Source organism: Nonomuraea sp. NPDC003709 (assembly GCF_040610775.1).
Lineage (GTDB): Bacteria > Actinomycetota > Actinomycetes > Streptosporangiales > Streptosporangiaceae > Nonomuraea > Nonomuraea angiospora_A.
In genome coordinates, this window is record NZ_JBEXMW010000002.1 from 825,726 (window position 1) to 841,554 (window position 15,829).

The following is a 15,829-nucleotide window of genomic DNA, read 5'->3' on the forward strand; positions in this document are numbered from 1 at the left end:
CTTGATGTGCGGTGGGGGCTCGCTGTCCGGGCGTGCGGGATTCACCGTGCAAGCCGGCTTCGCCGAGTTCTGCAGGCATACGAGCGCTATGACACCCCGGGCCCGCCGCGTCGTCGTGGGCCAGGCGACCCCGTCACGCGCCAGGCGGCCGCGCACCCGCGCCCTCCTCGCCCTACCGCGCGTCGTGCTCCGCCACCGGATCAGCGATGCCGACCGACCCAAGTGATGAGTTGTCGCGCCCGTACCCGTCACACCTACGACGGGACACGACGAGGCGGAAGGATGACGTGATGAGTGCGGACACGCGGCTGGAGGAGCTGGGCGTGAGCGGTCTGGGTGTGAGCGGGCTGGGCGAGGTCGACGAGCCGGCGTTCTCGGGGCTGGCGGAGCGGCACCGGCGGGAGCTGCACGTGCACTGCTATCGGATGCTCGGGTCGTTCGAGGACGCCGAGGACACCGTGCAGGAGACGTTCCTCCGTGCCTGGCGGCGGCGGGAGACCTTCGAGGGGCGGTCGACGTTCCGGGCCTGGCTGTACCGGATCGCCACCAACGCCTGCCTGGACCTGCTCGCCAAGTGCCGCCCGGAGCCTGCGACCGGCGGCGAGGTGCCGTGGCTGCAGCCCTACCCGGACCGGCTGCTCGACGAGCTGCCCGCGGGCGACGCGGACGAGCCGGAGACCGTCGCCGTCGCGCGGGAGACGATCGAGCTGGCGTACCTGGTCGCAGTCCAGCACCTCGCGCCGCGCCCGCGGGCCGTGCTGATCCTGCGGGACGTGCTCGGCTGGCCGGCGAAGGACGTCGCGGAGCTCCTCGGGGGCTCCGTCAACTCCGTGAACAGCGCGCTTCAGCGGGCCCGCGCCGGCATGCGGGAGCACCTGCCCGCCGAGCGGCAGGACTGGACCGGCGGCGCGGAGGACGCCGGGACGCGCGAGCTGGTGCGCCGCTATACCGACGCCAGCGTGGCCACGGACATCGACGGGCTCGCCGCACTGCTGCGGGACGACGTCCGCTGCTCGATGCCGCCCACGCCGGGCCTGTACGTCGGCCGCGACGCGGTGGTGAACGACTGGGTCGAGAGCGGCTTCGAGGAGATGAAGCACCTGCGCGCCGTCCTCACCTCCGTGAACCGGCAGCCCGCCGTCGCCTTCTACCTCTGGCGGAAGCGGGAGGACGCGTACCTGCCGCTGACGATCGACGTCCTGCGCGTCACCGGCGGGGCGATCACCGAGATCGTCACGTTCCACGACGACCGGTTCCCGCGGCTCGGGCTGCCGGAGCGCCTGCCGGCGGACGGCACGGAGTAGTCCCGGTGTGGACGCTCGCGCTGCGCGGTGGCGCGCGTGTCGCGGTGGTCGCGGAGGAGTGGTACGACGCGTTCGGCGTCGTCACCCGCGGGCGGGTGCAGCTGGAGCTGCGCGACGGCGAGCCCGGGCCGGTCCTCGGACGCGGCGCCGGGTTCTGGCTCCGCGGCACCGGCGTCCGCGCCCTGCGAAACCCCGGCCGTCGCACGGCGAGGGTGCGCATCGTCATCCCCAGGGCCAGGACCGTCACGCCAGTTACCGAATGATGGAGGAACGACATGAACAGCATGAATGACACCGGGGACGTCGCAGGCCCGGCATCGGGCCAGACCAGCCACACCCACCGACTCCGCGGGCTCGCCGGCACCGGCTTCGTTGCCACGCTCGCGGCGATGGTGGCCACCACCCTCGCCGCTGCGCTTGCCCAGGCCGTTGGCGTCGATTTCGAGATCCCCGATGGTGGCGAGACGATCCCGTTGGCCGGGTTCGCCGTGGTGACCGGCTTCTTCTCGGTCGGTGGCATCGTCATTGCCGTCGCTCTGCTTCGTTGGAGCGCTCGTCCCGCCGAGCGGTTCGTGTGGACGGCAGTGTCGCTGACCGCGATCTCGTTGATCCCGCCCTTCCTCTCCGGGGCGAACACCGTCACCATCACCGCCCTCCTCGGGCTACACCTCGTCCCTGCGACGGTGATGATCCCCATCCTGGCGCGCAGCCTCCGCACCCGGACCGATTGACGATCCCGCAACGGGACAACGCACGGCGCGAGCGCCTTGGCGGACGTGGAAAGACATCACGCGGGGGTTGACACGACGCGCACCGGTGCGCAGGAGCTATGGCGAAAGGTCTACGGACATACGATCATCATCGTCTCCGCCACGTGTCAGCGCTGAGGCCGGGCGGCTCGGCGCGGACCCTCAACGGTCGGCTTCTCCCGGGACGGGATCTTCAGTCCCTTGCCGATGTGCCGGTTTCGGCGGCGCCACTCACGGTTTAGCCGTTCCGTTGAGGGCCTTGCGGAGCAGGGTGGCCAGTTGGTCCTGTTCGCGGGAGCTCAGATTGGCGGTGGCGGACCGGGCGAACTCGAAGGACGCCTCGAAGGCGGCGTAGAGGGCGGTGCCGTCGGGGGTTCGGACGATCTGCCGGGAGCGGCGGTCGTCGGGGTGGGGGTGCCGGCGGACGAGATCGCGCGCCTCCAGCCTGCTGATGATCTGGGTGATGTTGGATGCGTCGCAGCCGAGTTCGTCGGCCAGCTCCCGCATCCCGATCTGCCGGGTGAGCCGCCCGAGCACACAGGCCTGCGCCACGCTCAGCCCGTGCTCCAGGGCGGCGGTTTCGTAGGCGCGGTCGTAGGCATCGACGAAGTCGAACATCGCCCGTTCGGCATCGGTCGAGGCGGTGACGGGCCCCGTGGGTACGGCCATAGGGCCACTCTACCAAGAACTTGATGCAATCAAGTATGTATGTCAGGGTAGATGCTTGAGTGAATCAAGTATCTACCGGAAGGGCATTCCGATGACGGTCACCAGCAGGGGACGGGCCCGGGCGTGGCACCTGACACGACGGCCGCAAGCGCAGGCGTCAGCAGACGACTTCGCGCTGGTCGAAGCCCAGATTCCCGAATTGGGGCCCGACCAGGTCCTGGTACGCAACACACACCTGTCGGTGGACCCGTACATGCGTGGCCGGATGGACGACCGCCCGTCCTACATCCCTCCGTTCCCGCTGAACGCGCCGCTGGAGGGGGGAGCGGTCGGCGTGGTCGTCGAGTCCCGCGCGGACGGCGTCAAGCCGGGCCAGGTGGTCGAGCACTTCCTGGGGCTGCGCGAGGCCACCGTGATCGAGGCGGCCGGGGTCGTCCCGATCGACACCGGCGATCTGCCCGCCGAAACCTATCTTGGTGTGCTCGGTGTGACCGGCCTGACCGCATGGCTGGGCATCACCCAGGTGGCGTCGGTGCGATCCGGCGACACGGTGTTCGTCACGGGAGCGGCCGGGGCGGTCGGGAGCATCGCCGGTCAGATCGCCAGGCTGCGGGGAGCCAAGCGGGTGATCGGCAGCGCGGGATCGTCCGCCAAGGTACGCCATCTGGTGGACGACCTCGGTTTCGACACCGCCTTCGACTATCACGACGGTGCGGCCGGTGAGCACCTTGCACAGGCCGCGCCGGACGGCATCGACGTGGTCTTCGACAACGTCGGCGGTGCTCAGCTGGAGGCCGCGATCGACCAACTGCGGGTCGGCGCCCGGCTGGCCCTGTGCGGGATGGCCAGCCAGTACGACGGCCGGGAGCCGCACGGCCTGCGGAACCTGTACCAGCTGGTCACCAAACGGGCGACCGCGCGCGGCTTCCTGGTCACCGACCACCAGGACCAGATGCCCGCCTTCCGCGCCGAGATGGGTTCCTGGGTGCGCTCGGGTGAGATCGTCCACCGGCAGACGGTGCTGGACGGCATCGAGCGGGTGCCCGAAGCCCTGCTGGGCCTGCTGCACGGCGGAGCACCCACGATCGGCAAGGCCGTCGTCCGGCTCAAGGAGCAGGCATGACCCGTGCAGTGCTGGTGACCGGAGCCCGAGGCAAGACAGGACGCGAGGTGACCGCCCGGCTACGCCGCTCCGGGATCCTCGTCCGCGCCGGGTCGTCGCAGCCCGCCAGGACACCAGCCACCGGGACCGATCCGGTCCGGTTCGACTGGCACGACCAGGAGACCTGGCGCGAGGCGGCCACAGCCGTGGACGCGATCTACCTGATGCGCCCCGACCTTCCCGCCGCCCCCGAACTCGTCGCCGGCCTGATCGAGGTGAACCCGGACGCGCACGTCGTCCTCCTGTCCGAGCAGGGAGCCGAAACCCTCTCGCCGGACCACTGGGCGCGCCGGGTCGAGGACGCGGTCGTCACCCGGGCCGCTTCCTGGACACTGCTCCGTCCGTCCTGGTTCCACCAGGTCCTGACCGACCCTCGGTTCTACCGCGACGCCATACGGGACGACCACGTCCTGAGCCTGCCCTCGGGGGGTGCCCCGATCGCGTGGGTGGACGCACGCGACATCGCGGACGTCGCCGTGGCCGTCCTCAGCGCGCCGGAGGAGCACCACGACCAGGCGTACACGATCACCGGTCCGGAGCCGGTGCCGGTCGCGTCCGTCGCGCAGGAGCTCTCCGCGCGCCTCGGCCACCAGATCCGCGCCGAGGACCCCGCCCCGGAGGAGACCCTCCTCGGCCTCGACCCGTGGACAGCCGACATTCTCGACGACCTCTACCGTCGTGTCCGACACGGCGGCTTCGGCGAGGTCTCGGGGGCCGTGAAGCGGATCACTGGACGCGAGCCCACGTCGATACGCGAGTTCATCGACGCCCATCTCGACCAATGGAGGACAAGCCCGATGTCGGCCCCATAGCCGCGCGCCGGCCGGGGCTGGTGTCACCGCCGGTCCCGTTCCCAACGCCACCACGGCCGGCAGTCCGTCCGGGTCTTTCCATGGCCGCGCGACGGCGGTTGCCCGGCTTGTGCGGGAGATGCCGCATCACGCGCAGCGCCGCCGGCGTCTTCCTCCGGAGGCCAGAAATGGGGCGATGCCCTGCGCCGGTAAGGTGGGGTCGTGCCTGTCCGGTGGGATGCGTCATGAGCGGGAGAAACGCGTTCGCCGCGGTGCTGCCGAAACTTGTGCTCGTGGCCGCCGTGCTGCTGGGCGTCGGGCTCAGTTACGCCACCGGGCACTTCTGCGCGGCCTCCCATACCGCGGTCGGCGCCTGCGCCGCCGCGCCGGGTGACGATCATCCTGGCATGAGCGCCGGCCACGCGTCGTCCTTCGGCGCCGATCACGGTCCTGTTGTGTTGTGCCTGGTTGCGCTGGCCGCGGTGGTCGTCGTGTTCGTGCTGGCCCTGTTCGGCCTCGGCCGGCCGAATGCCATCGGCGGCTCGGGCACGCATCGTCCGAGGGAACTGCCCGCGGTGCGCGGGTCGCCGCTGCCGTACGCGCTCTCCCTCCGACGCGTAGCGGTTCTGCGGACATAGGAGTCCTCTGGGCCGGGCTGAGCCCGGCGTCAAGGATTCCCGTCCGTTTCGAACCGTGAGCGATTCATGACATCCATCGATCGACGGTTCTTCCTGCGTGCCGGCGTGGCCGCCGTGGGAGGAGCCGTGTTGTCAGCGTGCTCGTCGAGCGAGAGCACCGCTTTTGTCCAACCTGGTGGGGTGCAGGTGCGGGCCGCCGAAGCCGCCCGGCGCCCTGGCTCCGTACGGGAGTTTCGGCTCCTCGCCCATGAGGGGCGAGCCGACCTCGGCGGGCCGACCGTGCGGACCTGGCTGTACGGCGATCGCCTGCCCGGCCAGGCGATCCGCGTCGCCAAGGGGGAGGTGGTCCGGGCCAGGCTCGTCAACCGGCTGCCGAAGGAGACGACCGTGCACTGGCACGGCCTGGCGTTGCGCAACGACGCCGACGGCGTGCCGGGCGTGACCCAACAGCCCGTTCCGTCCGGCGGCGAGCACCTCTACGAGTTCACCGCCGCCCATCCGGGGACCTACTGGTTCCATCCGCACCATGGCACGCAGCTCGACCGCGGCCTTTACGCGCCGCTGATCGTCGAGGACCCGGCCGAGCCGCTCGGCTACGACGAGGAATGGGTCGTCGTCCTGGATGACTGGATGGACGGCGTGACCGGCACCCCTGACGACGTGCTGGCGGAGCTGACCGCGATGGCGGGCATGACGACCGGTGGCGGCGGGCACGACGGCCACGGCGGCATGGCCATGCCCACGCCCACGCCGACCACGTCGGCGAAGTGGCCGCACATGATGATGAACGCCGAGAGCGACCTGCTCGGCGGAGACGCCGGCGACGTCTACTACCCGCATTTCCTGGTCAACGGGCGGGTGGCCGCTGCTCCGGAGACGTTCACCGCCAAGCCGGGTGTCCGGGTGCGCATCAGGTTGATCAACGCGGGTGGCGACACCGCGTTCCGGGTGGCGCTGGGCGGCCACCGGCTGACCGTCACCCACGCCGACGGCTTCCCGGTGGAGCCGGTGGAGACCGACGCGCTGCTGCTCGGCATGGGCGAACGCTACGACGTGCTGGTCACCCTCAAGGACGGCGCCTTTCCCCTGGTCGCGCTGGCGGAAGGCAAGCGGGGCCTGGCCCGTGCCCTGGTCCGCACCGCGAAGAGTGCCAGAACCCCGCAGGCCGATGCCCGGCCTGACGAGCTGAACAGCCGCATCGTCGGCTATGACCAGCTGAAACCCGCGCAGGACGTACGGCTGCCGCAGCGGGCCGCAGACCGGACGATCACCCTGAACCTCACCGGAAGCATGGCCACGTACGACTGGGCCATCAACGGCAGGAAATACGACCCGAAGGTCATCGAGCCGATCAGGTCCGGGGAGCGGGTCAGGCTGTCGTTCGTCAACCAGAGCCTGATGTGGCACCCCATGCACCTGCACGGCCACACCTTCGCCCTGGCGCGGACCGGCCTCAGGAAGGACACCGCGATCGTGCTCCCGGGCGCGACCCTCGACGTCGACTTCGACGCCGACAACCCCGGCCTGTGGATGATCCACTGCCACAACGTTTACCACGCCGAGGCCGGGATGATGAGCCTGCTCGGCTACCAGGCCTGAAAGGACACGCGCGATGATCAAGAAACTGGGGCCGGCGCTTGCCCTGGCCATCGGTCTGACGGCGTGCGGTGCCGGCGAACCGGCCGCCACCCCTTCCGCCAAGCCCTCCGACGTGGGGGTCGGGCACGTTCACGGCCTGGGGGTGGACCCCGCGACCGGCAAGACCTACGTCGCGGGCCACTTCGGCCTGTTCACCCTGGAGAACGGGAAGCTGGTCAGGGTGGGGGACCGGGACGCCGACCACATGGGTTTCACGGTCGCCGGCCCGAAGACCTTCTACGCCAGCGGGCACCCCGCCGCGGATGACGTCACCGCCGGCGAGCCGCCGCACCTCGGGCTGATCCGCTCCACCGACTCCGGTCTCACCTGGGAGCAGGTGGCGCTGGCGGGCAAGGCCGACTTCCACGCCCTGCAGGTCGCGGGGAAGACGGCCTACGGGTACGACAGCCAGACCGGCCAGATCTGGCGCGGGCAGGGGGCCGACCTCAAGCCGGCCGCCCGGCTTGACCTGCTCGACCTCGCCGCCGGAGGCGACGCGCCCGATCGCCTGTACGCCACGACGCCCGATGGCGTGCAGGTCAGCGGCGACTCCGGCAGGTCCTTCGAAGCGCTGAAGGGAGCCCCGCTGCTGTCGTTCCTGGACGTGGTCGGCAAGGATCGGCTGGTCGGCGTTGATCCGAGCGGCCAGGTGCAGGTCAGCGCCGACCGAGGAGCGACCTGGCAGCCGGCCGGGCGCCTGCCCATGCAGGCCGTCGCCTTCACCGCCGTATCCGCCGAGCGTCTCCTGGCCGCCGCCATGGACGGCACGGTCTACGAGTCGATGAACGGCGGCAAGGACTTCACGACCGTCCACCAGCCCTGAGGGAGGCTACCGCTCTCCTTCGTACAGCGGCAGGACGGCTACGAACTGGGCGCCGGGCCAGTGGTCGGCGACGGCCAGGGTGCCACGGTGAGCTATGGCGATCTCGCGGGACAGGGAAAGGCCGAGGCCGCTGCCCTCCTTGTCCTTGGCCCGTGCGTCGTCCAGGCGGGTGAAGCGTTCGAAGATCCGCTCTCTGTCCTGCGGTGGGATGCCGTCGCCGTCGTCCGCCACGGTGACGATCACCTTGCCGTCCGCCACCTTGACCGAGAGGTCGATCCTGGTGGCGGCGTGCCGGGTGGCGTTGTCCAGGAGGTTCGTCAGCATGCGGTCGAGCTGGATCGGCGAGCCGTACACCGGGGCAGGCCTGCATGGGGTGATGACGATGGGGGCTCTGGAGCCTTCTCGGCGACGCACCTGCTCTTGGGCCACCCGGCACATGTCCACCACGCGGCGCTGCACGACCGCGTGGGCGTCCAGGCGGGCCAGCATCATGAGCTCGTCGATGATGCCGGTGAGGCGGTCGGCGGCGGCCAGGGCCTGCGTGCCCGTGGCCCGCCAGTCTGTTTCGTCCGGGTAGGCGCTGGCGACCTCCAGTTGGGTGTGCAGGGATGAGAGGGGGCTGCGCAGCTCGTGAGAGGCATCGGCCACGAAGCGGCGCTGGGACTCGGCGGAGCGTTCGAGGCGGTCGAGCGTATGGTTCGTGGCGGCAGCCAGGTCGGCGATCTCGTCGCTGGTGTCGGGTACGGGTACGCGCCTGCTGAGGTCCTGGCCGGTGATCTCGGTCAGCTCCGCGCGGATGCGCTCGACCGGGCGCAGGGCGAGCCCGACCACCGCCCGCGTCGTCGCGCCGACGATCACCAGCGCCAGCGGCGTGCCCAGGAACACCAGCGCGTGAAGCCACGCCAGTGCCCGGTTGACCTCGGCGAGCGAGGCCGCACCGCACACCGTGGCACGACCCTGCGGCATGTGCACAGGCCTGGCTATCACGAGGTACTCACCCCCGTCCTCTCCCTGGACGGGCGGCAGCCGACGTTCGGTGATGTGGATCCTCTCGCGCTTGTCCGCCTGGAGGGTCATCACGGGCGAGGCCGCGTGCGGATCGGGGGAGGCGGCAAGCACCTTGCCGTCCTCGGAGACGACCTGCAGGAGATGCACGTGCGACGGCGTTTCCAGCTTCGCCGGAAGGCGGCTGGCTTGGGTTTGGTCGGCGACTTTGTGTACGGCCAGTTCCACCCTGGTATGCACGAGTTCGCGCAGGTAGGGCGGCACGGTGGCGAGGGTGATGGTGGACGTGACGGTGCAGACCAGCGCTGCTATCAAGATCGCGAGCGTGGTCACGCGCGCTCGGATCGAGCGCGGAAACAGTCGTGCCGCCATCCGATCCCCCGTGTCACTATCTGTGACACGTACCCGGAGAGGGGATTCGCAACAATAATGACCATTAATCTTTGCATATGCCGGATGACCGTTTGGTGGGGAAGGCTCCAGGAAAAGGGCTATTCGTGCATTTGGTCGTCCCGGGATCGAGATGGTGCTGACGCCCAAAGGACCTTCTATGTTGTGTAGATAATCCTTGTTCCTGACTGAACTGCGGGCATGGTGCCGGGCGTACCTCCCATCGATCGCTTGTGGGAGGGTTCGGCATGTCAGGTCCATCGCGAGGTGTCATCGGCGCTCTGGCCGCGCTCGTTCTGGTCGCCGGGTGCGGTTCGGCGGCCCGGCCCGAGGCTGCGGCGAGCCCGACGCCCGGCCTCTATCAGGAGGCGGCCCTGAGTGCCGAGGAACTTGCCGCGAAGGTCGGGTGTGAGCCCGCCATGCGGACCAAGGCGGCCGAGTTGCGCGAGGGCGTGTGCAGGACGGCTGATGGCAACTACGTGGTCACCAGCTTCACCACGGAGCAGGGCAGGCGGGACTGGCTGGACTACGCGCAGATGTACGGCGGCTCCCACCTCGTCGGACGCCGCTGGGTCGTCTCGGCCGCCCCGGCCGTTCTGGAGACGTTGCGCAAGACCTTGGGTGGCGAGCTGCAGACAGGCCGCAGCGCCGCTCCGTCCGGTGCCTGAGATCGGCCGCGCTCAGAGCCGCCCCGCAGCACGGCCCGCATCGCAGGGGTGTCGTCTCAACGCGCCTGCAGATTGCGATTGCCCGGGCTCGGGGGCGCCTACCAGAGCGGTCCGGTGCACATGTGCTGGATGGTGGACGCCAGCGCCTGCTTGAGTACGTCGGCATCCGCCCCGGCGATCGCGTGGAACTCCAGCAGGTAGCGCCCCACGTGCAGGCCCAGCAGGTGACTGGCCACCAGAGAGGCCCGGAGCTCGGCCCGTTCGGGGGCGATGGCCGTGACGATCGGATCCACCACGCACGTGGTGAACAGCTCCCGCATGAGCGTGGCCGCCTCCGGACGCTCGCAGGCCGCGTGCAGCAGGGTGAGAGCCGTGTTGGGCCGACCGTCCTGCTCCCAGGTCTCCAGGAACACGTCGGCGAGACGCTCGCCGATGTGGTCGGGGCCCATCGCGAGGACCTGACGGACAACCGTGTCGGGATCGAAGGGCCATTCGACGGTGGCGGCCAGCAGGCCCGCCTTCGAGCCGTAGAAGTGCACGACCAGTGAGGGCCTGACCCCTGCGTTTCTAGCGATCTCGCGTAGCGACGTCTGCGCGTAGCCCTTGCGGTCGAAGGCCGCACGGGCGGCCATCAGGATCGCGGCGCGTGACGCCTCGCCGTCCCGCGAACGCGTCGCATCGGGCGACGGTGCTCCGGGGGCGTCGGTGTCGAGGGGTGGGGTCTTCGTCGCTGCCATACCGGCAGTCTGGCACTTCCCGACTGGACATGTACAGTTGCCGTGGGCTACAACTGTACATGTACAGCAGGTGCGGTCCCGGTGACGTCCTTCGCGAGGTGACTGGCGCGCCAGACTGATCACCGGGCGGCACGTCCGATCGAAGGAGTCACTATGGAGGCCATGCAAACTGCGCTGGTGGTGCAACCCGGTGAGGCGGCCGGGGCACCGCTCACGGACGGCGCGTTCGAGCTGCTCGCCGACGGGGGTGCGGTCAGCGCCAGCAGGCTCACTCTCGCAACCGGCGCCGACGGGGCACCCCCGCACCACCACAAGCTCTCCCACGAGCTTTTCTATGTGCTGGACGGGACGATGTTGTTCCGTCTCGGCGACACTCTGACCACGGTGGGAAAGGGTGGGCTTGTCGTCGTACCGCCCGGCCTGCCGCACGTCTTTGGGGCGGCAGAGGGTGAGGTGGCCGACGTGGTCGTCGTGCTCAGCCCTGGTATCGAACGGTTCGGCTACTTCGAGCAGCTGGCCGCCATCAGCCGTGGCGAGGCGGAATTCGCCTCACTTCTCCCCGAGCAGCACCGCTACGACGTGCACTTCGAGGACCTCCCCGACTGGCGGTCGGCCCCCTAGCGGTAGGCCGTTCTTCGGAAGGCGATCGATGGGAGCGGCTTGGGGCGGAAGTGCGGCCGGCGCGCTCTTCGCCCAGCAGTCATGGCAGCCCTGGTCGAGCCCCATCTTCGAGCGATACGCCCGGCGGGCAAGATACACGCGTACCCCGCAAAATCGGTTGCGCAGGTCGTCATGATGGTGACATGACCTGGACAGCACCCGACGTAGAGCGGGGACCTCGGACGGACATGGCCTGTGGCGAACGCGAGATGCTGGATAACTGGTTGAAGCTCCGCCGGGTGTTCCTGCTGCGCAAATGCGCCGGCCTCACCTCCGAGCAACTGAAGACCGCCTCCGTGGAGCCGTCCAACCTGACGTTGCTCGGCCTCCTGCGACACATGACGGAAGTCGAGCGCTGGTGGTTCCGGGAGAAGTTCCTGCACGAAAACTTGCCCGAGCTGCACATCACGGAGGAGTTCGAAGACGGCGACTTCGACCTGGTGGCCGACGCCGACGCCGAGGCGGACTACGCCGCCTTCCTCGCGGAGACGGCTGCCTGCGACGCCGCGGTTGCGGACATCGACCTTGAGGAGCTGGCCGACGACCCCCGGGCGCCGACCGGCAAGGTCAGCCTCCGCTGGATCTACATTCACCTCCTGGAGGAGTACGCGCAGCATGCCGGGCACGCCGACCTGATCCGGGAGCGCATCGATGGGGCCACGGGAGCGTAGCGGCTCTCCCGGCATCACCCGTATCAAGGTCCTGGCTGAGCGGTGGTTAGCCGTAGCTCCGGGACTCCGAGCCGGGTGACGAAGGCTTAAGTGCTCGTAGGCATGGGACCGTAGAGGGCTGGCCCGATCTTGTTGATGGAGCGACGCCGTGCAGCAGGCGGCAGTACGGCGTGCGGGTGCCCAGCTCGGTGAACCAGGTCTCGCGCCTGGGACGAGCGACAGCACCGCCAGGCGATCCGACGGCCACGGGAGCGCGGGCCTGCCGGACGCCGTCTCGTTCGAGGTCATGAAGCCGGACGCGCCGGTCCGTCGTCCTTTCCGGCCTCGACGGGAGGCGCGTCCTGGCGGCCTTCGGCGGACCTGGCGCGGCTTTCGGAGCGCACCAGGGAGACGACGCCGGCGATGAATGCTCCGCCGACCACGAGGGGAGGCGTGAGGGCGGACACGATCTCGAACAAGGGATTTCTCACTTTCAGGCGCTCGGATGCGGCGGCGGGGCCCGCGACGCCATGTTGACGCCGACCAGGTTGAACAGCAGGGCGATTTCCGGTTGCGGCTCAGCCGAACATCGCGATCACGGTTGCCACCATGATCACGATCAGGGTCACGACGGCGCCGATGGCGAGGGCGATCTTCACGTTGGTCGTCATCTTCGGCTCACCGTTCCTGGGAACGCCTGTTCAGCCCGGCCAGGTAGTCGTTGTAGGCGGCCAGCTCCGCCTCCCCGCGGCGGTCGGCATGGCGGTCCAGCCGTCTGGATCGGCGGTGGTCGCTGAGCGCCCACTGGGCGGCGATGGTGATGACCACGATCATGGTGGGGATCTCGCCGAACGCCCATGCCATGCCCCCGGCGACGCTCTGGTCCTGCAGCACACTCGCTCCCCAGGGGCGGGTCAGCTGGTCGTACCAGGATGAGGCGATCGACTTGCCCATCATCATCATCGAGATGCCGAAGAACGCGTGGATGGGCATGGTCATCATGAGCGTGCCGAGCTTGGCGATGTACGGCAGGCGGCGCGGCGCCGGGTCCACGCCGATGACCACCCAGAAGAACAGCGTGCCGGACAGCAGGAAGTGCGTGTTCATGAGGATGTGGCCGACCGGCTGGCGCATGGCGGTCTCGAACAGCGAGGTGTAGTACAGCGCGTACGAGCCACTGACGAAGACGACCAACGCGAATGCCGGGTGCGAGACGATCTCGGCGACGCGGCTGTGCAGTGCCGAGACGATCCACTCGCGTGGGCCGCGGTCGCCGCGCCGGGCGGCCGGTCTCAGCGCTCTGAGGGCCAGCGTCGCCGGGGCGCCCAGGACCAGGAAGATCGGCGCCAGCATGGCCAGGCCCATGTGCTGGATCATGTGCATGCTGAAGAGCACGGGCGCGTACGTGGCGATCCCGCTCTGCGTGAGAACGACGATGAGAACGAGCCCGACCGCCCAGGCGATCGAGCGCCCCAGGGGCCAGGAGTCACCTCGGCGGCGCAGCCGGACGACCCCCGCGGCGTATCCGGCGGCGCCGGCGAGGGTCAGCAGGGCGAAGAAGAGGTCCAGGCGCCACAGCGAGGCCAGGCGGACCGTGGTGAGCTCGGGCGGCATCGCGTATCCCAGCAGGTCGCGAACCAGGTCGACGGGCAGCACGGTGGGCGGCGGCGAGGTCCGCGACAGGGCCACCGCCAGCCCGACGGCGGCGGCCATGACCACGACCTCGCCGGCCGCGAGGCGGATGAAGGCCCGTGGCCGGCCGGCGCTCAGGGCTGCCAGTGTGTGGCGGCGGTGCAGCCGGCCGAACGCTGCGAGGATGACCAGGATGGCCGCCTTGGCGAGGATGAGCAGCCCGTACGAGGAGGAGAACAGCTGCCCGATCTCGGTGAGGCGGGCCGCGGAGCCGGCCACGCCGCTGACCGCCACCCCTGCCAGGCACCACAGCGCCAGGCGGGAGAATCGTCCCGCGGCGAGCGCCAGATCTGCCCCGCCGCGCAGGGCGTGCACGGTGACCGCGGCCAGGCCGCCGACCCACAACGCCAGAGCCACCAGGTGCAGCCCCAGCCCGGTGATCGCCATCGAGTGGTTGGGGGAGCTGGCCGAGTGGCCGGTCAGTACGGGCGGAAGCAGCGTCAGCAGCGCGACGGCGAGCAGTCCGGCGGCGCCATGCGCGCTCCCCACCCCTCTGGCGTATCCCGCGACGCAGCCCGACAGGATCAGCACCAGCAGCAGCATGGTGCCCTGCGGGATGGTGGTGACGAAGCTGACGATCACTGTGCCGGTCAGCCCCGTGGCGGGCACCGCCAGGAGATCCGACAGCGTGAACAGCATGGTCAGCGCGGTCATCCCGGCCCAGGACAGGGCGGCCCACGACGCCATGCGCGCGTATCCCCGCGCCTCGGGGGACAGCAGTCCCTTGGTGGAGGGGAGCAGGACGGTCGCCATGAGGAGCAGGCCCACCGTCGTCACGGCGGACAGGTCGGCGCCGAGCCTGGCGACCGGCAGTCCCCAGCGCGTGACGGTTCCGGCGTCGGGGAGTCCGGCGATCTCGACAGTGGTGGCGGCGCCGCCCACCACCAGGCCGACGGCCAGGGCGGCCCCGGCGATGGCCGTCGCGGCGAGGAGCAGCCGGGAGATGCGCGCGGTCAAACGAGTACTCCTTGAGGCAGGGCTGTTCAGCCGGAGGCCGAGGGCGCGACTCCGCGCCGCACCTGCAAACTTCTACATCAAGTAGAACTTCTATCGCATGTCGAATACAGAGGCTGTAAGAGTTCGCTATCGCATCGAGATGTGCACGTGGTCCTGGTGGTTGGCGGTGATGCCGCCGCGGTCGGACATGCTTCTCCAGCTGGAGCCCTGCCAGATGCGCTGCTTGTAGATCACGTACTTGATGCCCAGGCGGGAGGCGTTCCTGATCGCCCATGCCGCCAGGGCATCGCCCTGGGCCGACTGGGCGGGGGAGGGCCACGTGCCGCCTCGCGTGATCATGAAGTCGCAGGCGCGTCCCTGCGGATGCTCGCCACCGTCCTGAAGCGAGCGGAAGCACCCGACGCTGGGCAACGTGAACCGGCGTTTCACCTGATCTCGCACCATCCGGGTGCGAGGGGTGATGTTGTCGGCGCCCGACGGCAGCTCCGGCACCCAGCTGCCGTCGGACCTGCGCACTCCCGGCGCGACCATGAGGCGGTCGATCCGGTCGGTGATCTGGGCGATGAGCTTGTCGGCCTTCTGTCGTTCCGCGCGCAGCCGGGTTCCACGATCGCGCAGCTCACGCGTTCTCGCGGTGGCGGCCTCCTCGGCGCGTCGGCGAGCGTCGCGGGCGGTGGCGTACCGGCTGATGATCGCCTGCTGGTTCTGCACCTGCACCTGCAGGACCGCGGCCGCATGGAGGGCGGCGTGCGGTTCCTGGGCGCCCATCGGGACGCTCTGGCTCACCTGCGGACTCTGGTAGGCGAGCGCCACCAGTTCGGCCAGCTGCTCGCGGGTGGCGTCATAGTCGCCCTGCGCGGCCTTCAGCCGGGTGGCGGCATCCTTTTCTGCGCGCCGGGCGGTGGCCAGGGCGGCCAGGTTGGCGTTGTAGCCGGCGGCGGCGCGATCGAAGTCCTTCTGGAGCCGGCTCAGCTGCTTGCGCAGTTGCTCGGCGGTGGGCTTGGGCTCCGCGTGCGCCGGGAGCATGGCGAGCGTGGCGACAGCGAGGAACGAGGTGACCGTGCTATATGCGACCCTCAGCCATCCAGCCGTCACGCCTGCTCCCTCTCCAGCTTCTTCTATGCTCCGTAGAAGTATGGGGGAGTCTATGGGGCGAACCGGTACTCAGGGGACGATTCCTTCGTACTTGAACCACCGGCGGCGAAGACGCGTAGCTCTTGATGATCGGCGAACCGCAGGGGGGACCAGGCCTGATGGGGCAGCTCGCTCAAGTCACATCCAGGAGGGTCTCCGGCC

General features: G+C 69.7%; 17 protein-coding genes. 11 read left to right on the forward strand and 6 right to left on the reverse strand.

Features of this window, described 5'->3' with window-relative positions:
• Positions 1 to 290: 290 nt before the first annotated feature.
• Genes ABZX61_RS08230 through ABZX61_RS08240 form a run of 3 tightly spaced genes read left to right on the forward strand, consistent with a single transcriptional unit; the run spans position 291 to position 2,035 of the window.
• Positions 291 to 1,304, forward strand: coding sequence for an RNA polymerase subunit sigma-70 (locus tag ABZX61_RS08230; protein ID WP_355192571.1), 1,014 nt, complete (start codon positions 291 to 293; stop codon positions 1,302 to 1,304).
• Between the two features lie 5 nt (positions 1,305 to 1,309).
• Positions 1,310 to 1,567 (forward strand): hypothetical protein, encoded by a 258-nt coding sequence (locus ABZX61_RS08235; protein WP_355192573.1) that lies wholly within the window; start codon positions 1,310 to 1,312, stop codon positions 1,565 to 1,567.
• 12 nt (positions 1,568 to 1,579) lie between these two features.
• The gene (locus ABZX61_RS08240) at positions 1,580 to 2,035 is read left to right on the forward strand and encodes a DUF6069 family protein (RefSeq protein ID WP_355192575.1); all 456 of its coding nucleotides are present in this window, start codon (positions 1,580 to 1,582) and stop codon (positions 2,033 to 2,035) included.
• Positions 2,036 to 2,284: 249 nt separating this feature from the next.
• On the opposite strand, the gene ABZX61_RS08245 is transcribed toward ABZX61_RS08240, so the two are convergent.
• Positions 2,285 to 2,722: a MarR family winged helix-turn-helix transcriptional regulator gene (locus ABZX61_RS08245; protein WP_355192577.1), complete on the reverse strand. Its 438-nt coding sequence runs from the start codon at positions 2,720 to 2,722 to the stop codon at positions 2,285 to 2,287.
• Between the two features lie 91 nt (positions 2,723 to 2,813).
• Here ABZX61_RS08245 and ABZX61_RS08250 point away from each other — a divergent pair, with 91 nt between their 5' ends.
• The 5 genes from ABZX61_RS08250 (at position 2,814) to ABZX61_RS08270 (ending at position 7,774) form a co-directional block, all read left to right on the forward strand.
• The gene (locus ABZX61_RS08250) at positions 2,814 to 3,845 is read left to right on the forward strand and encodes an NADP-dependent oxidoreductase (protein ID WP_355192578.1); all 1,032 of its coding nucleotides are present in this window, start codon (positions 2,814 to 2,816) and stop codon (positions 3,843 to 3,845) included.
• Positions 3,842 to 4,696, forward strand: a complete 855-nt coding sequence (locus ABZX61_RS08255; RefSeq protein WP_355192580.1) for an NAD(P)H-binding protein — start codon at positions 3,842 to 3,844, stop codon at positions 4,694 to 4,696. Before ABZX61_RS08250 ends, ABZX61_RS08255 begins: the two co-directional genes overlap by 4 nt.
• Positions 4,697 to 4,920: 224 nt before the next feature.
• Positions 4,921 to 5,313 (forward strand): hypothetical protein, encoded by a 393-nt coding sequence (locus tag ABZX61_RS08260; RefSeq protein WP_350734913.1) that lies wholly within the window; start codon positions 4,921 to 4,923, stop codon positions 5,311 to 5,313.
• A 66-nt stretch (positions 5,314 to 5,379) separates the two neighbouring features.
• Positions 5,380 to 6,912, forward strand: a complete 1,533-nt coding sequence (locus tag ABZX61_RS08265; protein WP_355192582.1) for a multicopper oxidase family protein — start codon at positions 5,380 to 5,382, stop codon at positions 6,910 to 6,912.
• A 13-nt stretch (positions 6,913 to 6,925) separates the two neighbouring features.
• Positions 6,926 to 7,774, forward strand: coding sequence for a F510_1955 family glycosylhydrolase (locus ABZX61_RS08270; RefSeq protein WP_355192584.1), 849 nt, complete (start codon positions 6,926 to 6,928; stop codon positions 7,772 to 7,774).
• A 6-nt stretch (positions 7,775 to 7,780) separates the two neighbouring features.
• Here the strand turns inward: ABZX61_RS08270 and ABZX61_RS08275 are convergent, their stop codons facing one another.
• Positions 7,781 to 9,112 carry an ATP-binding protein gene (locus ABZX61_RS08275; RefSeq protein ID WP_355192585.1) on the reverse strand — a complete coding sequence of 444 codons (1,332 nt, stop codon included), beginning with the start codon at positions 9,110 to 9,112 and terminating at the stop codon, positions 7,781 to 7,783.
• A gap of 305 nt (positions 9,113 to 9,417) precedes the next feature.
• Between ABZX61_RS08275 and ABZX61_RS08280 the strand changes: the two genes are divergently transcribed.
• Positions 9,418 to 9,837 carry a hypothetical protein gene (locus tag ABZX61_RS08280; protein ID WP_355192587.1) on the forward strand — a complete coding sequence of 140 codons (420 nt, stop codon included), beginning with the start codon at positions 9,418 to 9,420 and terminating at the stop codon, positions 9,835 to 9,837.
• Positions 9,838 to 9,935: 98 nt separating this feature from the next.
• Here ABZX61_RS08280 and ABZX61_RS08285 read toward each other — a convergent pair whose 3' ends face one another.
• Positions 9,936 to 10,574 carry a TetR family transcriptional regulator gene (locus ABZX61_RS08285; protein WP_355192589.1) on the reverse strand — a complete coding sequence of 213 codons (639 nt, stop codon included), beginning with the start codon at positions 10,572 to 10,574 and terminating at the stop codon, positions 9,936 to 9,938.
• Positions 10,575 to 10,727: 153 nt separating this feature from the next.
• On the opposite strand from ABZX61_RS08285, the gene ABZX61_RS08290 reads away from it, so the two are divergent.
• Positions 10,728 to 11,195 (forward strand): cupin domain-containing protein, encoded by a 468-nt coding sequence (locus tag ABZX61_RS08290; protein ID WP_355192591.1) that lies wholly within the window; start codon positions 10,728 to 10,730, stop codon positions 11,193 to 11,195.
• 182 nt (positions 11,196 to 11,377) lie between these two features.
• Complete coding sequence (locus ABZX61_RS08295) at positions 11,378 to 11,905, forward strand: DinB family protein (protein ID WP_355192593.1); 528 nt, start codon at positions 11,378 to 11,380, stop codon at positions 11,903 to 11,905.
• 284 nt (positions 11,906 to 12,189) lie between these two features.
• Here the strand turns inward: ABZX61_RS08295 and ABZX61_RS08300 are convergent, their stop codons facing one another.
• From ABZX61_RS08300 to ABZX61_RS08310, 3 genes are all read right to left on the reverse strand, one after another.
• Positions 12,190 to 12,363, reverse strand: a complete 174-nt coding sequence (locus tag ABZX61_RS08300; protein ID WP_355192595.1) for a hypothetical protein — start codon at positions 12,361 to 12,363, stop codon at positions 12,190 to 12,192.
• Between the two features lie 199 nt (positions 12,364 to 12,562).
• Positions 12,563 to 14,533 (reverse strand): cytochrome c oxidase assembly protein, encoded by a 1,971-nt coding sequence (locus ABZX61_RS08305; RefSeq protein ID WP_355192597.1) that lies wholly within the window; start codon positions 14,531 to 14,533, stop codon positions 12,563 to 12,565.
• Between the two features lie 126 nt (positions 14,534 to 14,659).
• Positions 14,660 to 15,628: a hypothetical protein gene (locus tag ABZX61_RS08310; protein ID WP_355192599.1), complete on the reverse strand. Its 969-nt coding sequence runs from the start codon at positions 15,626 to 15,628 to the stop codon at positions 14,660 to 14,662.
• Positions 15,629 to 15,829: the final 201 nt, after the last annotated feature.

Coding starts and splice junctions, on each gene's coding strand:
- ABZX61_RS08230 (WP_355192571.1), top strand. CDS start 291: ATGAGTGCGGACACGCGGCTGGAGGAGCTGGGCGTGAGCGGTCTGGGT.
- ABZX61_RS08240 (WP_355192575.1), top strand. CDS start 1,580: ATGAACAGCATGAATGACACCGGGGACGTCGCAGGCCCGGCATCGGGC.
- ABZX61_RS08245 (WP_355192577.1), bottom strand. CDS start 2,722: ATGGCCGTACCCACGGGGCCCGTCACCGCCTCGACCGATGCCGAACGG.
- ABZX61_RS08250 (WP_355192578.1), top strand. CDS start 2,814: ATGACGGTCACCAGCAGGGGACGGGCCCGGGCGTGGCACCTGACACGA.
- ABZX61_RS08255 (WP_355192580.1), top strand. CDS start 3,842: ATGACCCGTGCAGTGCTGGTGACCGGAGCCCGAGGCAAGACAGGACGC.
- ABZX61_RS08260 (WP_350734913.1), top strand. CDS start 4,921: ATGAGCGGGAGAAACGCGTTCGCCGCGGTGCTGCCGAAACTTGTGCTC.
- ABZX61_RS08265 (WP_355192582.1), top strand. CDS start 5,380: ATGACATCCATCGATCGACGGTTCTTCCTGCGTGCCGGCGTGGCCGCC.
- ABZX61_RS08270 (WP_355192584.1), top strand. CDS start 6,926: ATGATCAAGAAACTGGGGCCGGCGCTTGCCCTGGCCATCGGTCTGACG.
- ABZX61_RS08280 (WP_355192587.1), top strand. CDS start 9,418: ATGTCAGGTCCATCGCGAGGTGTCATCGGCGCTCTGGCCGCGCTCGTT.
- ABZX61_RS08285 (WP_355192589.1), bottom strand. CDS start 10,574: ATGGCAGCGACGAAGACCCCACCCCTCGACACCGACGCCCCCGGAGCA.
- ABZX61_RS08290 (WP_355192591.1), top strand. CDS start 10,728: ATGGAGGCCATGCAAACTGCGCTGGTGGTGCAACCCGGTGAGGCGGCC.
- ABZX61_RS08295 (WP_355192593.1), top strand. CDS start 11,378: ATGACCTGGACAGCACCCGACGTAGAGCGGGGACCTCGGACGGACATG.